The organism is Sulfitobacter sp. 1A12779, assembly GCF_043557315.1.
Classification (GTDB): Bacteria; Pseudomonadota; Alphaproteobacteria; order Rhodobacterales; family Rhodobacteraceae; genus Sulfitobacter; species Sulfitobacter faviae.
In genome coordinates, this window is sequence record NZ_JBIFFU010000005.1 from 57,420 (window position 1) to 74,777 (window position 17,358).

General features: G+C 62.8%; 17 protein-coding genes. 10 read left to right on the forward strand and 7 right to left on the reverse strand.

Features of this window, described 5'->3' with window-relative positions; genetic code table 11:
- Position 1: 1 nt before the first annotated feature.
- The 7 genes from ACGYLQ_RS07815 to ACGYLQ_RS07845 form a co-directional block, all read right to left on the reverse strand.
- On the reverse strand, positions 2–337 hold the full coding sequence (locus ACGYLQ_RS07815; RefSeq protein WP_209217447.1) for a hypothetical protein: 336 nt from the start codon (positions 335–337) through the stop codon (positions 2–4).
- On the reverse strand, positions 337–2,142 hold the full coding sequence (sdhA, locus tag ACGYLQ_RS07820) for a succinate dehydrogenase flavoprotein subunit (protein ID WP_322329225.1): 1,806 nt from the start codon (positions 2,140–2,142) through the stop codon (positions 337–339). The genes ACGYLQ_RS07815 and sdhA overlap by 1 nt, the downstream gene beginning before the upstream one ends.
- A gap of 28 nt (positions 2,143–2,170) precedes the next feature.
- Positions 2,171–2,542 carry a succinate dehydrogenase, hydrophobic membrane anchor protein gene (gene sdhD / locus ACGYLQ_RS07825; RefSeq protein WP_067261896.1) on the reverse strand — a complete coding sequence of 124 codons (372 nt, stop codon included), beginning with the start codon at positions 2,540–2,542 and terminating at the stop codon, positions 2,171–2,173.
- Positions 2,543–2,553: 11 nt separating this feature from the next.
- Positions 2,554–2,937 carry a succinate dehydrogenase, cytochrome b556 subunit gene (gene sdhC, locus ACGYLQ_RS07830; RefSeq protein ID WP_067261898.1) on the reverse strand — a complete coding sequence of 128 codons (384 nt, stop codon included), beginning with the start codon at positions 2,935–2,937 and terminating at the stop codon, positions 2,554–2,556.
- 251 nt (positions 2,938–3,188) lie between these two features.
- Complete coding sequence (mdh, locus tag ACGYLQ_RS07835) at positions 3,189–4,151, reverse strand: malate dehydrogenase (protein WP_067261933.1); 963 nt, start codon at positions 4,149–4,151, stop codon at positions 3,189–3,191.
- A gap of 154 nt (positions 4,152–4,305) precedes the next feature.
- On the reverse strand, positions 4,306–5,421 hold the full coding sequence (locus ACGYLQ_RS07840; protein WP_394441780.1) for a PRC-barrel domain-containing protein: 1,116 nt from the start codon (positions 5,419–5,421) through the stop codon (positions 4,306–4,308).
- Positions 5,422–5,598: 177 nt separating this feature from the next.
- A complete protein-coding gene (locus ACGYLQ_RS07845) occupies positions 5,599–5,925 on the reverse strand; it encodes a hypothetical protein (protein WP_067261901.1) in 327 nt (108 codons plus the stop codon).
- Positions 5,926–6,228: 303 nt separating this feature from the next.
- Here ACGYLQ_RS07845 and ACGYLQ_RS07850 point away from each other — a divergent pair, with 303 nt between their 5' ends.
- The 10 genes from ACGYLQ_RS07850 to odhB all read left to right on the forward strand — a co-directional run bounded on the left by ACGYLQ_RS07850 (position 6,229) and on the right by odhB (position 17,295).
- Positions 6,229–7,095, forward strand: a complete 867-nt coding sequence (locus tag ACGYLQ_RS07850; RefSeq protein ID WP_394441783.1) for an HpcH/HpaI aldolase/citrate lyase family protein — start codon at positions 6,229–6,231, stop codon at positions 7,093–7,095.
- On the forward strand, positions 7,092–7,649 hold the full coding sequence (locus tag ACGYLQ_RS07855; protein WP_067261905.1) for an NnrU family protein: 558 nt from the start codon (positions 7,092–7,094) through the stop codon (positions 7,647–7,649). The genes ACGYLQ_RS07850 and ACGYLQ_RS07855 overlap by 4 nt, the downstream gene beginning before the upstream one ends.
- A 14-nt stretch (positions 7,650–7,663) precedes the next feature.
- A complete protein-coding gene (locus ACGYLQ_RS07860; protein ID WP_067261906.1) occupies positions 7,664–7,867 on the forward strand; it encodes a DUF1737 domain-containing protein in 204 nt (67 codons plus the stop codon).
- Positions 7,867–8,898, forward strand: coding sequence for a MaoC family dehydratase (locus ACGYLQ_RS07865; protein ID WP_394441786.1), 1,032 nt, complete (start codon positions 7,867–7,869; stop codon positions 8,896–8,898). The genes ACGYLQ_RS07860 and ACGYLQ_RS07865 overlap by 1 nt, the downstream gene beginning before the upstream one ends.
- A gap of 223 nt (positions 8,899–9,121) precedes the next feature.
- Positions 9,122–10,315, forward strand: coding sequence for an ADP-forming succinate--CoA ligase subunit beta (gene sucC / locus ACGYLQ_RS07870; protein WP_271691982.1), 1,194 nt, complete (start codon positions 9,122–9,124; stop codon positions 10,313–10,315).
- A 133-nt stretch (positions 10,316–10,448) separates the two neighbouring features.
- Positions 10,449–10,742, forward strand: a complete 294-nt coding sequence (locus ACGYLQ_RS07875; protein WP_322329219.1) for a hypothetical protein — start codon at positions 10,449–10,451, stop codon at positions 10,740–10,742.
- 73 nt (positions 10,743–10,815) lie between these two features.
- Positions 10,816–11,502: a hypothetical protein gene (locus ACGYLQ_RS07880; RefSeq protein WP_394441789.1), complete on the forward strand. Its 687-nt coding sequence runs from the start codon at positions 10,816–10,818 to the stop codon at positions 11,500–11,502.
- 52 nt (positions 11,503–11,554) lie between these two features.
- A complete protein-coding gene (gene sucD, locus ACGYLQ_RS07885) occupies positions 11,555–12,442 on the forward strand; it encodes a succinate--CoA ligase subunit alpha (protein WP_067261915.1) in 888 nt (295 codons plus the stop codon).
- Positions 12,443–12,747: 305 nt separating this feature from the next.
- Complete coding sequence (locus tag ACGYLQ_RS07890; RefSeq protein ID WP_067261918.1) at positions 12,748–15,708, forward strand: 2-oxoglutarate dehydrogenase E1 component; 2,961 nt, start codon at positions 12,748–12,750, stop codon at positions 15,706–15,708.
- Between the two features lie 3 nt (positions 15,709–15,711).
- Complete coding sequence (odhB, locus tag ACGYLQ_RS07895) at positions 15,712–17,295, forward strand: 2-oxoglutarate dehydrogenase complex dihydrolipoyllysine-residue succinyltransferase (protein ID WP_394441792.1); 1,584 nt, start codon at positions 15,712–15,714, stop codon at positions 17,293–17,295.
- The last annotated feature ends 63 nt before the right edge of the window (positions 17,296–17,358 follow it).

Genomic DNA, 17,358 nt, shown 5'->3' on the forward strand with positions numbered 1-17,358 from the left:
CCTAAAGCGTCAGACCGGCTGCGGGCGCAGCGGCCAGCAGGCAGGTACGGGTCTCGGGGCGCGACAGGATGGTGCGCACGGTGCCCGTTGTTGTGTCATCCACGCCAACCACGGTGGCGCGGGCCAATTCGCGCAGCTCCAGCGCGTCGGCATTGTCGATGATGCAATCGGTGAAGGGGGTGATCAGCTCTTTCGGCACCTGCGGGAAACGGGTGGCCAGAACCTCGGTCACCACGCCTTTGGAGGTCTGCCGGGCGGTGTCATCCACCGCCTGCTGAACCTCCACACAGGCCGAAAGGCCGAGCAACGTGGCCGCGATGAGTGCTGTGCGGACCATCAATACACCCGTGCCTTGGGGGCGATCTTCTTCATGTCGATGCCGCCTTCATCCTCTTTGGTCAGCGGATCAAGGTGCACGGCGCGATAGGTCAGCTTGGCATCGTTACCGTCGAACCACGCGAGCGAATGTTTGCGCCATTCGTCGTCGTTCCGGTCCGGGTAATCCTCATGCGCATGCGCGCCCCGGCTCTCTTTCCGCGCGGCGGCGGCGGTGATCGTGGCGGTGGCGTTGGGCATCAGGTTGGTCAGCTCCAGCGTCTCCATCAGGTCGGAGTTCCACACGAGGCTGCGGTCGGTGACATGCAGATCGTTCAGCTTGTCGGCCACGTCGATCATCTTCTTGCGGCCTTCCTCCAGCGTCTTGTCGGTGCGGAAGACGGCGGCATCGGCCTGCATGGTCTTTTGCATCTCAAGGCGAAGTTCGGCTGTCGGCGTGCCGCCCTTGGCATTGCGCAGACCGTCGAAGCGATCAAAAGCCTTCTCGACCGATTTGAGGTTGGGCGCGGGCACCGGGCTGTCGGCGTCGACGATCTTGGCGGCGCGGATCGCAGCGGCGCGGCCAAAGACCACGAGGTCGATGAGCGAGTTGGAGCCAAGGCGGTTCGCCCCGTGTACAGAAGCACAGCCCGCCTCGCCCACGGCCATCAGGCCGGGTGCGATGGCGTCGGGGTTGTCCGCAGTCGGGTTCAGCACCTCGCCCCAGTAGTTCGTGGGGATGCCGCCCATGTTGTAGTGCACCGTCGGCAGCACCGGGATCGGCTCTTTCGTCAGATCCACACCGGCAAAGATGCGTGCGGATTCCGAGATGCCCGGCAGGCGCAGGTCCAGCGTCTCCGGCGGCAGGTGGTTGAGGTGCAGGTGGATGTGATCCTTATTCTCGCCCACACCGCGGCCTTCGCGGATCTCCATGGTCATGCAGCGCGAGACCACGTCGCGCGACGCCAGATCCTTATAGGTCGGCGCATAGCGTTCCATGAAACGCTCGCCTTCGGAGTTGGTCAGATAACCGCCCTCGCCCCGCGCGCCTTCGGTGATCAGGCAGCCCGCGCCGTAGATGCCGGTGGGGTGGAACTGGACGAATTCCATGTCTTGCAGCGGCAGACCCGCACGGGCCGCCATACCGCCGCCGTCGCCGGTGCAGGTATGTGCGGAGGTGGCCGAGAAGTACGCGCGGCCATAGCCGCCTGTCGCCAGCACCACCATCTTGGCGCTGAACAGATGCATGGTGCCGTCGTCGAGTTTCCAGCAGAGCACACCTTGGCAGACACCGTCGTCCGACATGATCAGGTCGATGGCGAAATATTCGATGAAGAATTCCGCGCTTTGCTTCAGCGACTGGCCGTAAAGCGTGTGCAGGATCGCGTGGCCGGTCCGGTCAGCGGCGGCGCAGGTGCGCTGCACGGGCGGGCCTTCGCCGAATTCCGTGGTGTGGCCGCCGAAGGGACGCTGATAGATCTTGCCCTCTTCGGTGCGCGAGAAGGGCACGCCGTAATGCTCAAGCTCGTAGACCGCCTTGGGCGCTTCGCGGGCGAGGTATTCCATCGCATCGGTATCGCCCAGCCAGTCCGAGCCCTTGACCGTGTCATACATATGCCACTGCCAGTTGTCGGGGCCCATGTTGCTCAAGGACGCGGCGATGCCACCCTGCGCCGCCACGGTGTGGCTGCGGGTCGGAAATACCTTAGAGATACAGGCCGTGCGCAGCCCCTGCTCCGCCATGCCCAAAGTCGCGCGCAGACCAGCACCGCCTGCCCCCACCACGACAACGTCATATTCGTGGGTTTCGTATTCATATGCTGCCATTTAATCGGTCTCCCGTTTGGGCGTATTGTTACAGGGCGAGCTTGGCGATGGCGAAAACGCCGACCGCTGCTGCGCCGTAGCTGATGATGGTCATCACGATGAGGGCGACTTTGTTGGCCAGCCCATGGACATAGTCCTCGATCAGCACCTGCACGCCGTCATTGAAATGTTTAAAGCCCACGATCAGCGTCAGCGCCGCCACGATGGCCGGGAAGGGACGCGCGTAATAGGCAAGGATCTCTTCATAGCTGCCGCCGAGCGCACTGCCGAAGGTAAAGACGAACAGCGGGATCAGGACCAGCAGCGCCAGCGAGGAGACTTTCATCGCCCAGAAATGCGCGGTGCCGGTTTTCGCCGAGCCAAGGCCGCGGGCGCGTTTGCGATCTGTCATGTATGCCATGGTGTCGCTCCTCAAACGATGATGATGGTCAGGATGGTCAGCACGACCGATCCGATCAGCACGGTCCAGCCCAGCTTTTCCGCGGTGGGGATATCAAGCATGCGGCCCGTGTCCCAGATCAGGTGCCGCACACCGGCCAGCGTGTGATACCACAGGCCCAAGAGCGACAGGGTAAAGACCAGATCACCGAACCAGCTGGTCATGATCCCGTTCACCGTGTCGAAATACTCAAGCGACGTGGCCGCGGCGAGGAACCACCACACGATCAGCAGCGCGGTGATCAGCATCGCGTTGCCGGTGATCCGGGTGAGAATCGACGTCATAGAGGTCAATTGAGGGCGGTAGATCGTCAAATGCGGGGATAGCGGGCGGTTACCCCGGTTCACATCGGCCATGGCGCGGTCCTTTGTCCTGTGCTTTGTCCTGTGCTTTGCATCTTGATAGCGGTTTTTACAGGACTGTCACGGGGAACTGCGGGGAATCTGCGGGGTTTGGCCGGTGTTTCGGTGGAAAAATGACAGAGTGATGTGGTCCTGCCCGTTTTTGTGATCACAGCAGATTATCGTGTGATCACAAAACCGCCCCACCCCGAACGAAAAAGCGCGCCCCGATTGGGACGCGCTTTCGAACTCATATGCCTTGAGGCTTAGGCGAGGCTTTCGTCGATGCCTTTGCAGGCTTCGACCAGACCTTTGACCGCGTTGACGGAGTTGTCGAACATCGCCTGCTCGTCTTTGTTCATCGAAATCTCGACAACACGCTCGACACCGCCCGCGCCGATCACCGTGGGCACGCCCACGTAGAAGCCGTTCAAGCCGTAGGCCCCATCGACATGCGCCGCCGCAGGCAGCACGCGCTTTTGGTCCTTGAGGTAGGCTTCGGCCATCTCGATCGCGGAGGTAGCAGGCGCGTAGAAGGCCGAACCGGTCTTCAGCAGGCCCACGATCTCGGCGCCGCCGTCACGGGTGCGCTGCACGATCGCGTCGAGCTTGTCCTGCGTGGTCCAGCCCATCTTGACCAGATCGGGCAGCGGGATGCCTGCGACGGTGGAGTAACGCACCAGCGGCACCATCGTATCTCCGTGTCCGCCCAGAACGAAGGCGGTGACGTCTTTCATCGAGACGTTGAACTCGGTCGCGAGGAAGTGGCGGAAACGCGCGGAGTCCAGCACGCCAGCCATGCCGCAAACCTTGTTGTGCGGCAGGCCCGAGAATTCGCGCAGCGCCCAGACCATCGCGTCGAGCGGGTTGGTGATGCAGATCACGAAGGCGTCGGGGGCGTGTTTGGCGATGCCCTCGCCCACGGATTTCATAACCTTGAGGTTGATGCCCAAGAGGTCATCGCGGCTCATGCCCGGCTTGCGCGCCACACCGGCGGTGACGATGCAGACATCCGCGCCCGCGATGTCGGCGTAGTCTTGGGTGCCCGACATGGTGGCGTCGAACTTGCCCGAGGGGCCCGACGACGCGATATCGAGAGCTTTGCCCTCAGGGGTGCCCTCGGCAATGTCGAACAGGACGACATCGCCCAATTCTTTCAACGCTGCGAGATGGGCGAGAGTGCCGCCGATTTGCCCCGCGCCGATAAGCGCGATTTTGGGTCTGGCCATGGTCATGTCTCCGACAGAGGTTTCATTTGCGCCGGAGATACCGAAATGCACGGTCCCGTGCAAGTTGCAGCATTGGCGGGCGGCTAACCCCTGCCCTCACCACGAAAAAGGCCGCCCCGAGGGGCGGCCAATTGCTGAACTTTAAGGCGAAGAATTATTCACCTTGGTACTCAGGCTGCGATTCCAAACGCTCTTCGGTGCTGTCGATGTAGATGCGCACGTCGTCGCCTTCCACGTTTTGCAGAACCTGAAGTTCGTCAAATGTCACGGCCACCGGCTTTTCGCCCAGACCAAGGAAACCGCCCACGTTGATGACTACACGGTCAATCTGGCCGTTGTCGCCGATCAGCAGGGTGTCGATCTCACCCACGGTTTCGTCGTTGGCACCATAGACATAGGAGCCTTCAAGGTCTTCGGCGCTCATCTGCTCGATCATCTCGGCTTCGGCATTGGCATAGCCTTCACGCTCAACTTCGGGGCGCGGCAGCAGTTCACGCTCAACGGTTTCGTCACCTGTGATCACGGTGGTGTTGGCTTCGGCTTCGTTGACAGCTTCTTCTGTCTCGGCTTCGGCATTCTCCATCATGGTTTCGGCTTCTTGCGCCATTTCCTCGGATTCGGCCTCTACGTCATTGGCCATCTCTTCGGTCTCGGCTTCAAGGTTTTCGGCCGCGTTCTCGGTGTCTTGCGCCAGTTCCTCGGTCTCGGCCTCTACGTCATTGGCCATTTCCTCGGTCTCGGCTTCGACATCGTTCGCCATCTCTTCGGCTTCGGTCTCGCCATTGATGACGGTGACGTTCGCGTCAGTCTCGTTCATGGCATCGCCTTCCATCTGCTCGCCATCCATCATGGGACGTTCGAACTCAGGCGCCTGCTCCAGCATCTCTTTGGAGGTGTTCACCACGAGGAAGCGCTCGCCGCCTTCGTCGTTCAGGATGCGAATCTTGTCCATGGAGATGGAAACGTCACGTTCGCCCATGCCAAGGAAGCCGCCGATGCCGAGGATAACGGCAGTTACTTCGCCGTCCTGCGACACGATGATGTCGTTAATCTCGCCAATATCATCCCACTCCTGCTCGGCGCCATCGGCGACGGGGGTGGCCGCGTCAACTTCGGCTTCGGAGTTGTAGATGCGCATGCCGATCAGGTCGGATGCAAGGAAATCTGTCTGCTCTACGGCAACGTTGCCAAAGCCTTCGGAATGCGCGTCAGCAAAGGCTGTGCCGGTCATGGTCAATACGATGGCCGTGGTGCTCAGAAAACGTTTCATTGTAGGTCTCCTTCCAAAAATGAGCGTTGCTTGCTCTTCTGGAACCACAACCCGGATGGCCCTCTCCAGTTCCACGGCGGCACAAATAAATGGCGGGACTTCGCCCAAGCAGCGGCAAGCCCCAAACATGGAAAAGGCGGCCCCAGGCCGCCCGCGCTTTCCCGATATATTCCACTCTCAGGCGTCTTCGCCCTTGGCGGGCAACTCCTCCGCCAGCGCCTCGAAACCTTGGCCCGAGGCGACAAGACAGGTGATGCCGTTGACCCCGGTGACCGTGATCGTCCAGCTGCCCGTCTGGTCAGAGGCGAAAACCTCAACCACCGCATTATCGCCGCCCAGCCCCATGGACTGGCGCGTCTCGCCATAGCCATCGGCCAGCCGCAGCACCACATGATCGCGCGGCGCGCAATTGCGCGGCGTCTGCGCCTCGGTCGTGGTGGCCAGCACAATCGCCGAAGCCGCGGTGAGCGCCGCGAGGTGAAGAAATTTAACGAAACCTGTCATAGCATCTGCCTTCGCATCGAAAGGCGTGATCCTTGGGGAATGGCAATGCGCCGTCTTTCGCACCGGCCCCAAAGCAGCCTTGGTTGAAATGACTGCATCCGCTGCGCCGAGTGTTGCCTCAGATGCGATGCAACAGACAGTGCGCACCAAGGCTGAAAGACTGGTTAATCCGCCGCGCGGAAATCACCGCAACAGCTTCGCTGCGTCGCGGCATGTTTTGCCTTGAAGTTTTCGCACAAAAATGCCCCTCTGTGCGCAACAATGTTAGGCGGCCGGCGCGCCGCCCTGCCTGAGGAGCCTCTCATGACCGCCACAACCCGCCCCCTGCGTTCCGTTCTCTACATTCCCGGCTCCAAGCCCCGCGCCTTGGACAAGGCCCGCGGATTGGCCTGCGACGCGGTGATCTTCGACCTCGAAGATGCCGTCTCCCCCGATGAGAAGATCGCTGCACGTGAAACATTGGCTGAGGCACTGGCCGAAGGCGGCTACGGCGCGCGGATGCGGGTGGTGCGGATCAACGGGCTCGATACCGAATGGGGCGCCGATGACGCCCGCGCCGCCGCGGCGATGAACCCCGATGCGATTCTCCTGCCCAAAGTCGGCTCCCCCGCCGATCTCGAAGCGCTGGCCGAGATCGTGGGCGACATCCCCCTCTGGGCGATGATGGAGACCCCGGGCGCCATGCTCAACGCCGCCGCCATCGCCGGGCACCGCCAGTTGCAGGCGATGGTCATGGGCACCAACGATCTGGCGAAAGACCTGCAAACCCGCTTCCGCCCCGACCGCCTGCCGCTGATCACCGGCCTTGGCCTCTGCCTGCTGGCCGCCAAAGCGCATGGCGTGGCGATCATCGACGGGGTGTATAACGCGTTCAAAGACGAAGACGGCCTGCGCGCCGAATGCGCACAGGGCCGCGACATGGGGTTCGACGGCAAGACGCTGATCCACCCCGCACAGCTCGATATCGCCAATGCCGCCTTCACCCCGTCAGAGGAAGAAGCCGCCCTCGCCCGCCGCCAGATCGACGCCTATGAAGAGGCACAGGCCGCAGGTCAGGGCGTGGCGGTCGTCGACGGCAAGATCGTGGAGAATCTCCATGTTGCCACCGCCCGCGAAACACTGGCAAAACTGGCGGCAATTGCAGCCATGAGCCCGGAGCCTTCGCCATGACAATCCTCATCCTCGGCCTGATCCTTTGGATCGGGGCCCATCTTTTTAAACGCCTGATGCCTGCCCAACGGGCGCAGATGGGCACCGCAGGCCGGGGCGCGGTGGCCGCCGCATTGGTCGTGGCGCTGGCCCTCATCATCTGGGGCTATCGCGCGGCGGAATTCATTCCGGTCTGGACCCCGCCCAGCTTCTTTATCCACATCAACAACCTGTTGATGGTGCTGGCCTTCTGGGTCTTCGGCTCCAGCGCCGCCAAGGGCGCCAAAGCCTGGCCCGCCTATAAGACCCGCCACCCGCAACTGCTGGCGGTGAAGATCTGGGCCACGGCACACCTTCTGGTCAACGGCGATCTCGCCTCCATCCTGCTCTTTGGCACCATGCTCGGCTGGGCGGTGAGCGAGGTGATCTTGATCAACCGCGCCGAGCCGGGCTGGACACCCCCGCCCCACGCAGGCCGCGCCACCTATATCCGCCTCATCGTGATTTCCACGATCCTCTTCGTTCTCGTCGCCGGCATTCACACATGGCTCGGCGTCATCCCCTTCCCTCATTGATCCCGGAGCCTTCCATGAAAGTTTACCGCTTCCTCTCCGAAGAAGACACATCCGCCTTTTGCCACAAGGTCACCGATGCGCTGAACAAAGGCTGGGAGCTTTACGGCTCCCCCACCCAAACATGGGACCACAAGGCCGGGGTCATGCGCTGCGGCCAAGCCGTGGTGAAAGACGCCCCCGGCACCTATTCGCCCGACACCAAATTGGGCGAGCAGTGATGAGCAAGACCAACCGGGGCCGCTTTTTCGAAGACTACAAGCTGGGCGAGGTGCTGCATCACGCGGTGCCCCGCACAGTCGGCGCGGGCGAACGCGCGCTCTATCACGCGCTCTACCCCGCCCGGCACGCGCTCTATTCCGCCGACAGTTTCGCGCAGTCCTGCGGGCTGAAGGCCAGCCCGCTCGACGATATGATCGCCTTTCACATCGTCTTTGGCAAAACCGTGCCGGATGTCTCGCTCAATGCCGTGGCCAATCTGGGCTATGCCCAAGGCCGCTGGCTCCGCCCCGTCTGGCCCGGCGACACGCTGCGCGCGGAAAGCGAGGTCATCGGCCTCAAGCAAAACTCCAACGGCAAGACCGGCGTCGTCTGGGTCCGCACCACCGGGTTGAACCAGAATGACGAAAAGGTGCTCGACTATGTCCGCTGGGTCATGGTGCGCAAAGGCGATCTCGACGCCCCCGCGCCCGAGACCACCCTGCCGGATCTGCCCGATGCGCTGACCGTGGATCAATTGCATATCCCGCAGGGCCTCGACTTTACCCATTACGACTTCGCCCGCGCCGGGGAGCCGCACCGCTGGGACGATTATGAGGTCGGCGAAAAGATCGACCATGTCGACGGCGTCACGATCGAGGAAGCCGAACATATGATGGCCACGCGCCTGTGGCAGAACACGGCCAAGGTGCATTTCGACACCTCCGCCCGCCCCGATGGTTCGCGGCTGATCTATGGCGGCCATGTAATCTCCATGGCCCGCGCGCTGTCCTTTAACGGGCTGGCCAATGCGCAGATGGTCGTGGGGCTGAACGGCGGCGCCCATGCCAACCCCTGCCTTGCGGGCGATACCGTGCGTGCCTGGACCGAAGTGCTCGACAAGGCCGAGACGTCGGCCCCCGGTGTCGGTGCGCTGCGTTTGCGTCTTGTGGCGACCAAGGGCGGCGCCCCCTTCGAGCTGCGCGATGAGGCCGGAAAATACCGCCCCGAGGTTTTGCTTGACCTCGATTACTGGGCGCTCATGCCGCGCTAAACAGCCGGTCCGCCCCTTCGGTGGGGCGGCCTATCCCCCCTTATTCAAGCAAAAATCAGCCGATTCGGAGCCGCTGAGCGGAAATGTGATCACACGTATTTATCGTGTGATCACAAAACTCATTTTTAGCTGGCCAAACCCGGCTTTCTCCGAAAAAACCCTTACAGGAACGAAAGTCATCCCCATACTACGGGGCAACTGGAACAGAAACGGGACCGTTTTCATGAACATCCACGAATATCAGGCAAAAGCCCTCCTGCGCAGCTATGGCGCCCCTGTCTCCGACGGCCGCGTTGTGCTGAAGGCAGAAGACGCCAAGAACGCAGCCGGCGAAATGGACGGGCCCCTCTGGGTTGTCAAAGCGCAGATTCACGCAGGCGGTCGCGGCAAGGGCAGCTTTAAAGAAGCCGCCGCTGGCGAAAAGGGCGGCGTGCGCCTTGCCAAATCCGTGGAAGAAGCGGCCGAGGAAGCCAAGAAGATGCTGGGCAAGACACTGGTCACGCACCAGACCGGCCCCGCAGGCAAGCAGGTCAACCGTATCTACATCGAAGACGGTTCCGACATTGAGCGTGAGCTGTACCTCGCCCTGCTGGTCGACCGCCAGACCAGCCGCATCTCCTTTGTCTGCTCCACCGAAGGCGGCATGGACATTGAAGAAGTCGCCGAAGCGACACCTGAGAAAATCCTCAGCTTCTCCGTCGACCCGGCCACCGGCTACCAGCCCTACCACGGCCGCCGCGTTGCCTTCTCGTTGGGCCTTGAGGGCGCCGCCGTCAAGCAATGCGTCAAGCTGATGGGTCAGCTCTACAAAGCCTTCATCGAGAAGGACATGGAGATGCTGGAGATCAACCCGCTGATCGTCATGCCCGGCAACGAGCTCAAGGTGCTCGACGCCAAGGTCGGTTTCGACGGCAACGCCATGTACCGCCAGCCCGACATCGCCAACCTGCGCGACGAGACCGAGGAAGACGCCAAGGAACTCGAAGCCTCCAAGTATGACCTGAACTACATCGCGCTCGACGGTGAGATCGGCTGCATGGTGAACGGCGCGGGCCTTGCGATGGCGACCATGGACATCATCAAGCTCTACGGTGCGGAGCCGGCCAACTTCCTCGACGTAGGCGGCGGTGCGACCAAGGAGAAAGTGACCGAGGCGTTCAAGATCATCACCTCCGATGAGAACGTCAAAGGCATCCTCGTGAACATCTTCGGCGGCATCATGCGCTGTGACGTCATCGCCGAGGGCGTGGTCGCCGCGGTCAAGGAAGTGGGCCTGAAGGTACCGCTGGTTGTCCGTCTCGAAGGCACCAACGTCGAAGAAGGCAAGGCGATCATCAACAACTCCGGTCTCGACGTCATCGCCGCCGACGACCTGAAGGATGGCGCGCAGAAGATCGTGAAAGCGGTCAAAGGCTAAGCCTTTTTGGCCAATCCCGCAGGGCTTCGCGCCCGCGGGCATGGCCGATATCACCGTTCCCGCCGCCCCGTGGCGGCGGGGGCAGATGCGACGACACCGCGCCGCGCCCACCCGATCACGCAATGAGGTCAGTATGGATCAATCTCCCAAATCCTCCCCCGTTTTGACGGGTATTGCGCTATTGGGGGCGGGCATTCTGATCCGGCAATGGCAACCCGGCGCCCTGCGCCTGCCCGAACCGGTCAACCACCGGCGCCACGACCGTGGATTGCGCCGCGCCGCGCGGAAATCCCGTGACGGGCTGGCGATGATCCTGCCGTCAAACCTCACCGGCTCCATTGGCCGCAGCCTGATGATCATGGGCGCGGGCCTGCTGACCCTACGGGTGCTGGACCTGCTGGTCGATCAAGATGAGCAGCTTTACTGATGCCCGCGCTGTCGCTCGCCCCCCTTACCCAACACGCGGCCAAGCGCGACAGCGCCCCGCGAAAGGCGGGCCTATGACACAGGCGCTTGCCTCTTCCCGCGCGGGCTGGTGGGTGATCCTTGCCCTGATCCTGGCCTTTGCCGCGCAGATGGTCGTTGTGAACGGCCTGCCCTCCGCCACCCAAACCACGCTACTGGCCGAAGGCGGCTTTTACGAAAGCCTCTCCGTCGTGGGTTACATCCTTTGCATTCTCGCATTGATCTGGACCCTGCGCGGCGCGGTGCTGCGGGTCTGGTATCTGCCGCTGGTGCTGGCGGTCGTGGCAGCGCGTGAATTGGACCTCGACAAAATCCTGTTCACCCGCGGCCTGTTCAAAGCCCGGCAATATACTGGTGAGGGCGTCCCGCTGGGCGAAAGGCTGATCGCCGGGCTGATCCTTGCGCTGATCGTCACCGCGATCCTGCTGATGCTCTGGCGTCACGCCCGGCCCTATCTCACGGCCCTGTTTCGGGGCCGCGCTTGGGCGGGGGCCGTCCTGCTGGGGATCGGTTTCACCGTCGCTTACAAACTGCTCGACGGCATCGCGCGCAAACTCGCCCCCTTGGGGATCGAGGTCAGCGCCGATGCCGAACGCACCGCCTTCGTCGTCGAGGAGATCGGGGAGCTTGGCATCCCGGTCATGTTCCTCGTCGCCATCCTGCTGTGGCCCGGCCCTGCGCCTGCCACGGCCCATCCCACCAACCGGGCGCACCGCGTCTGACGCCCCCGGGGCCTGCCCCCGGGATTAAACATCACCGACCAAGGAAGAAATCATGGCCGTACTAGTCAACGAAAACACCAAAGTCATCTGTCAGGGTCTGACCGGCTCGCAGGGGACGTTCCACACCGAACAGGCCATCGCCTATGGCACCAAGATGGTCGGCGGCGTGACCCCGGGCAAAGGCGGTCAAACGCATCTCGACCTGCCGGTCTTCAACTCCGTGCACGAAGCCAAACACGCGACCGAGGCGAATGCCTCCGTCATCTATGTCCCGCCCCCCTTCGCCGCCGACTCGATCCTTGAGGCGATCGACGCCGAGATGGAGCTGATCGTCTGCATCACCGAAGGCATCCCGGTGCTCGACATGGCCCGCGTCGCCCGCGCACTCGAAGGCTCCAAATCGCGCCTCATCGGCCCGAACTGCCCCGGTGTCATCACACCCGATGCCTGCAAGATCGGCATCATGCCGGGCCACATCCACCGCCGTGGCTCCGTCGGCGTCGTGTCGCGCTCGGGCACCCTGACCTATGAGGCCGTTAAGCAGACCACCGACATGGGCCTCGGCCAATCCTCCGCCGTGGGCATCGGCGGCGACCCGATCAAAGGGACCGAGCATATCGACGTGCTGGAGATGTTCCTTGCCGATGACGAGACGCAATCGATCATCATGATCGGCGAAATCGGCGGCTCCGCCGAAGAGGAAGCGGCACAGTTCCTCGCCGATGAGAAGAAGAAGGGCCGTTGGAAGCCCACCGCTGGTTTCATCGCAGGCCGCACCGCCCCTCCCGGACGCCGCATGGGCCACGCAGGCGCGATCGTCGCCGGTGGCAAGGGCGACGCGGAGAGCAAGATCGAGGCGATGAAAGAAGCCGGGATCGTGGTCGCCGACAGCCCCGCCACATTGGGCGAAGCGGTCAAAGAAGCGATCGACAAGGGCTGATGCCTGCCGGGCGGGCCACGGCCCGCCCATTGACCCACTCCGCAAAGCACTATGTTTTGCGGGGTCTTGATAAAAACCACCCGGCGCCGCCGACAGCGAAGGAGGGCAAGATGCACATTCAGACCGCGGTCAATCTCTGTCCGCTTTCGCCCGGCGCCGGCCCGCGGGCAAGCGCCCGATCCGGCGGCCCCGCAGGGCCCTGCACCTCCGCCTTCGATACCTATGGCCCCCCGCCCCGGGCCTGACTATAGACCGACCCTGATTCTGACCCTGTCCCGTCTGCCCCGCCGAACAAAGGTGACCCAATGACCGACCAACCCGCCAACGAACAATTCCATGCCTCTTCCTTCATGGAAGGCGACAACGCGGAATATCTTGAGGCGATGTACGCCCGCTATGCCAATGATCCCAACGCGGTTGACGAGGCATGGCAAACGTTCTTTGCGGCGATGGGCGATGACGCCGAAACCGCGCAGGCCGAGGCCGCTGGCCCCTCTTGGGCGCGCCCCGATTGGCCCCCCGCCCCGCAGAGCGAGGTGATGGGCGCGCTGACAGGCGTCTGGCCCGAACCGACCGAGGCGAAAGCCGCAGGCGAGAAGATCAAGAAGAAGGCCGAGGAAAAGGGCGTTCCCGTTTCCGACGATCAAATCCGGGCCGCCGTGCTCGACAGCATCCGCGCGCTCATGCTGATCCGCGCCTACCGCATCCGTGGCCACCTCGCCGCCACGCTCGACCCTCTGGGCATGCGCGACATGGGCGAACAGCCCGAGCTTGACCCCAAGTCCTACGGTTTCACCGATGCCGACATGGACCGCCCGATCTTCATCGACAATGTGCTCGGCCTCGAAGTGGCCACCATGAAGCAGATCGTCGGCATCGTCCGCTCGACCTACTGCGGCACCTTCGCGCTGCAATATATGCATATCTCCGACCCCGAACAGGCCGGCTGGCTGAAAGAGCGGATCGAAGGCTACGGCAAGGAAATCGCCTTTACCAAGGAAGGCCGTAAGGCGATCCTGAGCAAGCTGGTCGAAGCCGAGGGTTTCGAGAAGTTCCTGCACGTCAAATACATGGGCACCAAGCGTTTCGGCCTTGATGGCGGCGAAAGCCTTGTTCCGGCGATGGAGCAGATCATCAAGCGCGGCGGCCAGTTGGGCGTCAAGGACATCGTCATCGGCATGCCGCACCGGGGCCGCCTTTCGGTCCTCGCCAATGTCATGCAAAAGCCCTACCGCGCGATCTTTAACGAATTCCAAGGCGGCAGCTTCAAGCCTGACGATGTGGATGGCTCGGGCGATGTGAAATACCACCTCGGCGCCTCCTCGGACCGTGAGTTTGACGGCAACTCCGTGCACCTGTCGCTCACCGCGAACCCCTCCCACCTCGAGGCGGTGAACCCCGTGGTGCTGGGCAAGGTCCGCGCCAAGCAGGATCAGCTCAACGACGAGGACCGCACCGCCGTCATGCCCGTGCTCCTGCACGGCGACGCGGCTTTTGCGGGCCAAGGCGTCGTGGCGGAATGTTTCGCGCTTTCGGGCCTCAAGGGCCACAAGACCGGCGGCACCATGCATATCGTGGTGAACAACCAGATCGGCTTCACCACCGCGCCGCATTTCTCGCGCTCCTCGCCCTATCCGACCGACAACGCGCTGGTCGTCGAGGCGCCGATCTTCCACGTCAACGGCGATGATCCGGAGGCCGTGGTCCACGCCGCCCGCGTCGCGACCGAGTTCCGCCAGAAGTTCCACAAGGACGTGGTCATCGACATCTTCTGCTACCGCCGCTTTGGTCACAACGAAGGCGACGAGCCGATGTTCACCAACCCGGTGATGTACAAAAGCGTCAAGAAACAGAAAACCACGCTGAGCCTCTATACCTCGCGTCTGGTGGCCGACGGTCTGATCCCCGAGGGTGAGATCGAAGACATGAAGACCGCCTTCCAGAACCATCTCAATGATGAGTTCGAGGCCGGAAAAGACTACCGCCCGAACAAGGCCGACTGGCTCGACGGCAAATGGTCTGGCATGGACAAAAAGAACAAGTCCTACCAGCGCGGCAAAACCGCCATTGCCCCCGAAACGCTTCAAGACGTCGGCAAGGCGATCACCACCGCGCCCGAGGGCTTCCCGCTGCACAAGACCATCGGCCGCCTGCTCGATGCGAAGAAGAAGATGTTCGAAAGCGGTGAGGGCTTCGACTGGGCCACGGCAGAGGCGCTCGCCTTCGGCTCCCTGCTGACCGAGGGCTACAAGGTCCGCCTGTCGGGTCAGGACAGCACGCGCGGCACCTTTAGCCAACGGCACTCGGCCTTCATCAACCAAGAGAACGAAGACCGCTACTATCCGCTAAACCACATCCGCGAGGGCCAAGCCGACTATGAGGTCATCGACTCCATGCTCAGCGAATATGCGGTGCTGGGGTTCGAGTACGGCTATTCGCTGGCCGAACCCAACGCGCTGACGCTCTGGGAAGCGCAGTTCGGCGACTTCGCCAATGGCGCGCAGATCATGTTCGACCAGTTCATCTCGAGCGGTGAGAGCAAATGGCTGCGGATGTCGGGCCTCGTCTGCCTGATGCCGCATGGCTACGAAGGTCAGGGGCCCGAGCACTCCTCGGCCCGTCTGGAGCGTTTCCTCACCATGTGTGGCGGCGACAACTGGATCGTGGCAAACTGCACCACGCCCGCCAACTACTTCCACATCCTGCGCCGCCAGTTGCACCGCAGCTACCGCAAGCCGCTGATGTTGATGACGCCCAAGTCGCTGCTGCGCCACAAGCTGGCCATCAGCAAGGCCGATGAATTCACCACCGGGTCGAGCTTCCACCGGGTGCTCTGGGATGACGCCGAAAAGGGCAACTCCGACACTAAACTGGTCGCGGATGACAAGATCAAGCGCGTGGTGATGTGTTCGGGCAAGGTCTATTACGACCTGCTGGAAGAGCGTGACGCCCGCGGCATCGACGACATCTACCTCCTGCGCTTCGAGCAGTTCTACCCCTTCCCTGCGCAATCCGCCGTGAAGGAGCTGGAACGCTTCAAAGGGGCCGAGATGATCTGGTGTCAGGAAGAGCCCAAGAACCAGGGTGCATGGTCCTTCATCGAGCCCAATATCGAATGGGTTCTGGGCCGCATCGACGCGAAACATGGCCGCGCCTCCTATGTGGGCCGCGCCACTTCGGCCTCGCCCGCCACGGGTCTGGCCAGCCAGCACAAAGCACAACAAGCCGCCCTCGTTGACGAGGCGCTGACCATCAAAGGAAAGTAAACCATGACAAGCGAAGTACGCGTCCCAACGCTGGGCGAATCCGTCACAGAAGCCACCGTTGCCACATGGTTCAAGAAACCCGGTGATACCGTCGCGGTGGATGAAATGCTCTGCGAGCTGGAAACTGACAAGGTGACGGTCGAGGTGCCCTCCCCTGTCGCAGGCACCCTGAGCGAGATCGTGGCCCAAGAAGGCGACACCGTGGGCGTCGACGCCCTTCTGGCCAATGTCAGCGAAGGCGACAGCGGTTCTGCCGCCGCGCCCAAGGCCAAGGAGGCCGCCGAAGACTCTGGTGCCGCCTCCCAGTCCGACCGTGGCGGCGATGCGCCCAAAGCCATCGACGCAGGCGCTACCGAAGTCGCCGCCCGCGAAGGTCAAAGCATCGACGTGCAGGTGCCCACCTTGGGCGAGTCGGTGACCGAAGCGACCGTAAGCACTTGGTTCAAAAAGGTCGGCGACAAGGTCGAAGCCGATGAAATGCTCTGCGAGTTGGAGACCGACAAAGTTAGCGTCGAAGTCCCCGCCCCCGCCGCAGGCGTGCTGGCCGAGATCTTTGCCGAAGAAGGCAGCACCGTCGAAGCGTCCGCCACGCTGGCCGCGCTGACCACCGGCGCAGGCGCTGCCGCCCCCAAGGGTGAAGACGCCAAATCCGGCGCCGGTGCCGCGCCTGAGACCAAGCCCGCCGATGGCAAGGATGTGGAAGATGCGCCTTCCGCCAAGAAAGCGATGGCCGAAGCGGGCATCAGCCGCGATCAGGTCACAGCTTCGGGCCGTGACGGTCGCGTGATGAAGGAAGACGTGGCCAAAGCCGTGGCCGCAGGCGCCGCCGCGCCGAAAGCCGAGGCGAAGCCGGCCGCGCCGCGCGCTGCCTCCGCCCCCGATGACGCCGCCCGCGAGGAGCGCGTCAAGATGACCCGCCTCAAGCAGACCATGGCGCGCCGCCTGAAGGAAGCGCAGAACACCGCCGCGATCCTGACGACCTTCAACGAGGTCGACATGACCGAGGTCATGGCCCTGCGCAACGCCTACAAGGCCGACTTCGAGAAGAAGCACGGCGTGCGGATGGGCTTCATGTCCTTCTTCACCAAGGCCTGCTGCCACGCGCTGAAAGAGATCCCCGAGGTCAACGCCGAGATCGACGGCACCGACGTGATCTACAAGAACTACGTCCACATGGGCGTCGCCGCGGGCACGCCCACGGGCCTCGTGGTGCCGGTGATCAAGGACGCCGACGCGATGTCCTTTGCCGAGATCGAGAAGGCCGTGAACGCCATGGGCAAGAAGGCCCGTGACGGCAAGCTCACCATGGCCGACATGACCGGCGGCACCTTCACCATCTCCAACGGTGGTGTCTACGGCTCGCTGATGACCGCGCCGATCCTGAACCCGCCGCAGTCCGGCATCCTCGGCATGGCCAAGATTCAGGAACGCCCGATGGCGATCAACGGTGAGGTCGTGATCCGTCCGATGATGTATATCTCGCTCAGCTACGACCACCGCCTGATCGACGGCAAAGGTGCTGTGACCTTCCTCGTCCGCGTCAAAGAGATGCTGGAAGATCCGCGCCGTCTGTTGATGGATCTGTGATACTATGGGCGGGGGGGGCGACCCCCGCCCTATCGCTATACGACCCGTCGCTCTTAGAAGAAT

Coding starts and splice junctions, on each gene's coding strand:
- ACGYLQ_RS07880 (WP_394441789.1), top strand. CDS start 10,816: ATGACACAGGCGCTTGCCTCTTCCCGCGCGGGCTGGTGGGTGATCCTT.
- ACGYLQ_RS07815 (WP_209217447.1), bottom strand. CDS start 337: ATGGTCCGCACAGCACTCATCGCGGCCACGTTGCTCGGCCTTTCGGCC.
- ACGYLQ_RS07855 (WP_067261905.1), top strand. CDS start 7,092: ATGACAATCCTCATCCTCGGCCTGATCCTTTGGATCGGGGCCCATCTT.
- odhB (WP_394441792.1), top strand. CDS start 15,712: ATGACAAGCGAAGTACGCGTCCCAACGCTGGGCGAATCCGTCACAGAA.
- sdhC (WP_067261898.1), bottom strand. CDS start 2,937: ATGGCCGATGTGAACCGGGGTAACCGCCCGCTATCCCCGCATTTGACG.
- ACGYLQ_RS07845 (WP_067261901.1), bottom strand. CDS start 5,925: ATGACAGGTTTCGTTAAATTTCTTCACCTCGCGGCGCTCACCGCGGCT.
- ACGYLQ_RS07850 (WP_394441783.1), top strand. CDS start 6,229: ATGACCGCCACAACCCGCCCCCTGCGTTCCGTTCTCTACATTCCCGGC.
- ACGYLQ_RS07865 (WP_394441786.1), top strand. CDS start 7,867: ATGAGCAAGACCAACCGGGGCCGCTTTTTCGAAGACTACAAGCTGGGC.
- ACGYLQ_RS07875 (WP_322329219.1), top strand. CDS start 10,449: ATGGATCAATCTCCCAAATCCTCCCCCGTTTTGACGGGTATTGCGCTA.
- sucD (WP_067261915.1), top strand. CDS start 11,555: ATGGCCGTACTAGTCAACGAAAACACCAAAGTCATCTGTCAGGGTCTG.
- sucC (WP_271691982.1), top strand. CDS start 9,122: ATGAACATCCACGAATATCAGGCAAAAGCCCTCCTGCGCAGCTATGGC.
- sdhD (WP_067261896.1), bottom strand. CDS start 2,542: ATGGCATACATGACAGATCGCAAACGCGCCCGCGGCCTTGGCTCGGCG.
- ACGYLQ_RS07860 (WP_067261906.1), top strand. CDS start 7,664: ATGAAAGTTTACCGCTTCCTCTCCGAAGAAGACACATCCGCCTTTTGC.
- sdhA (WP_322329225.1), bottom strand. CDS start 2,142: ATGGCAGCATATGAATACGAAACCCACGAATATGACGTTGTCGTGGTG.
- ACGYLQ_RS07890 (WP_067261918.1), top strand. CDS start 12,748: ATGACCGACCAACCCGCCAACGAACAATTCCATGCCTCTTCCTTCATG.
- ACGYLQ_RS07840 (WP_394441780.1), bottom strand. CDS start 5,421: ATGAAACGTTTTCTGAGCACCACGGCCATCGTATTGACCATGACCGGC.
- mdh (WP_067261933.1), bottom strand. CDS start 4,151: ATGGCCAGACCCAAAATCGCGCTTATCGGCGCGGGGCAAATCGGCGGC.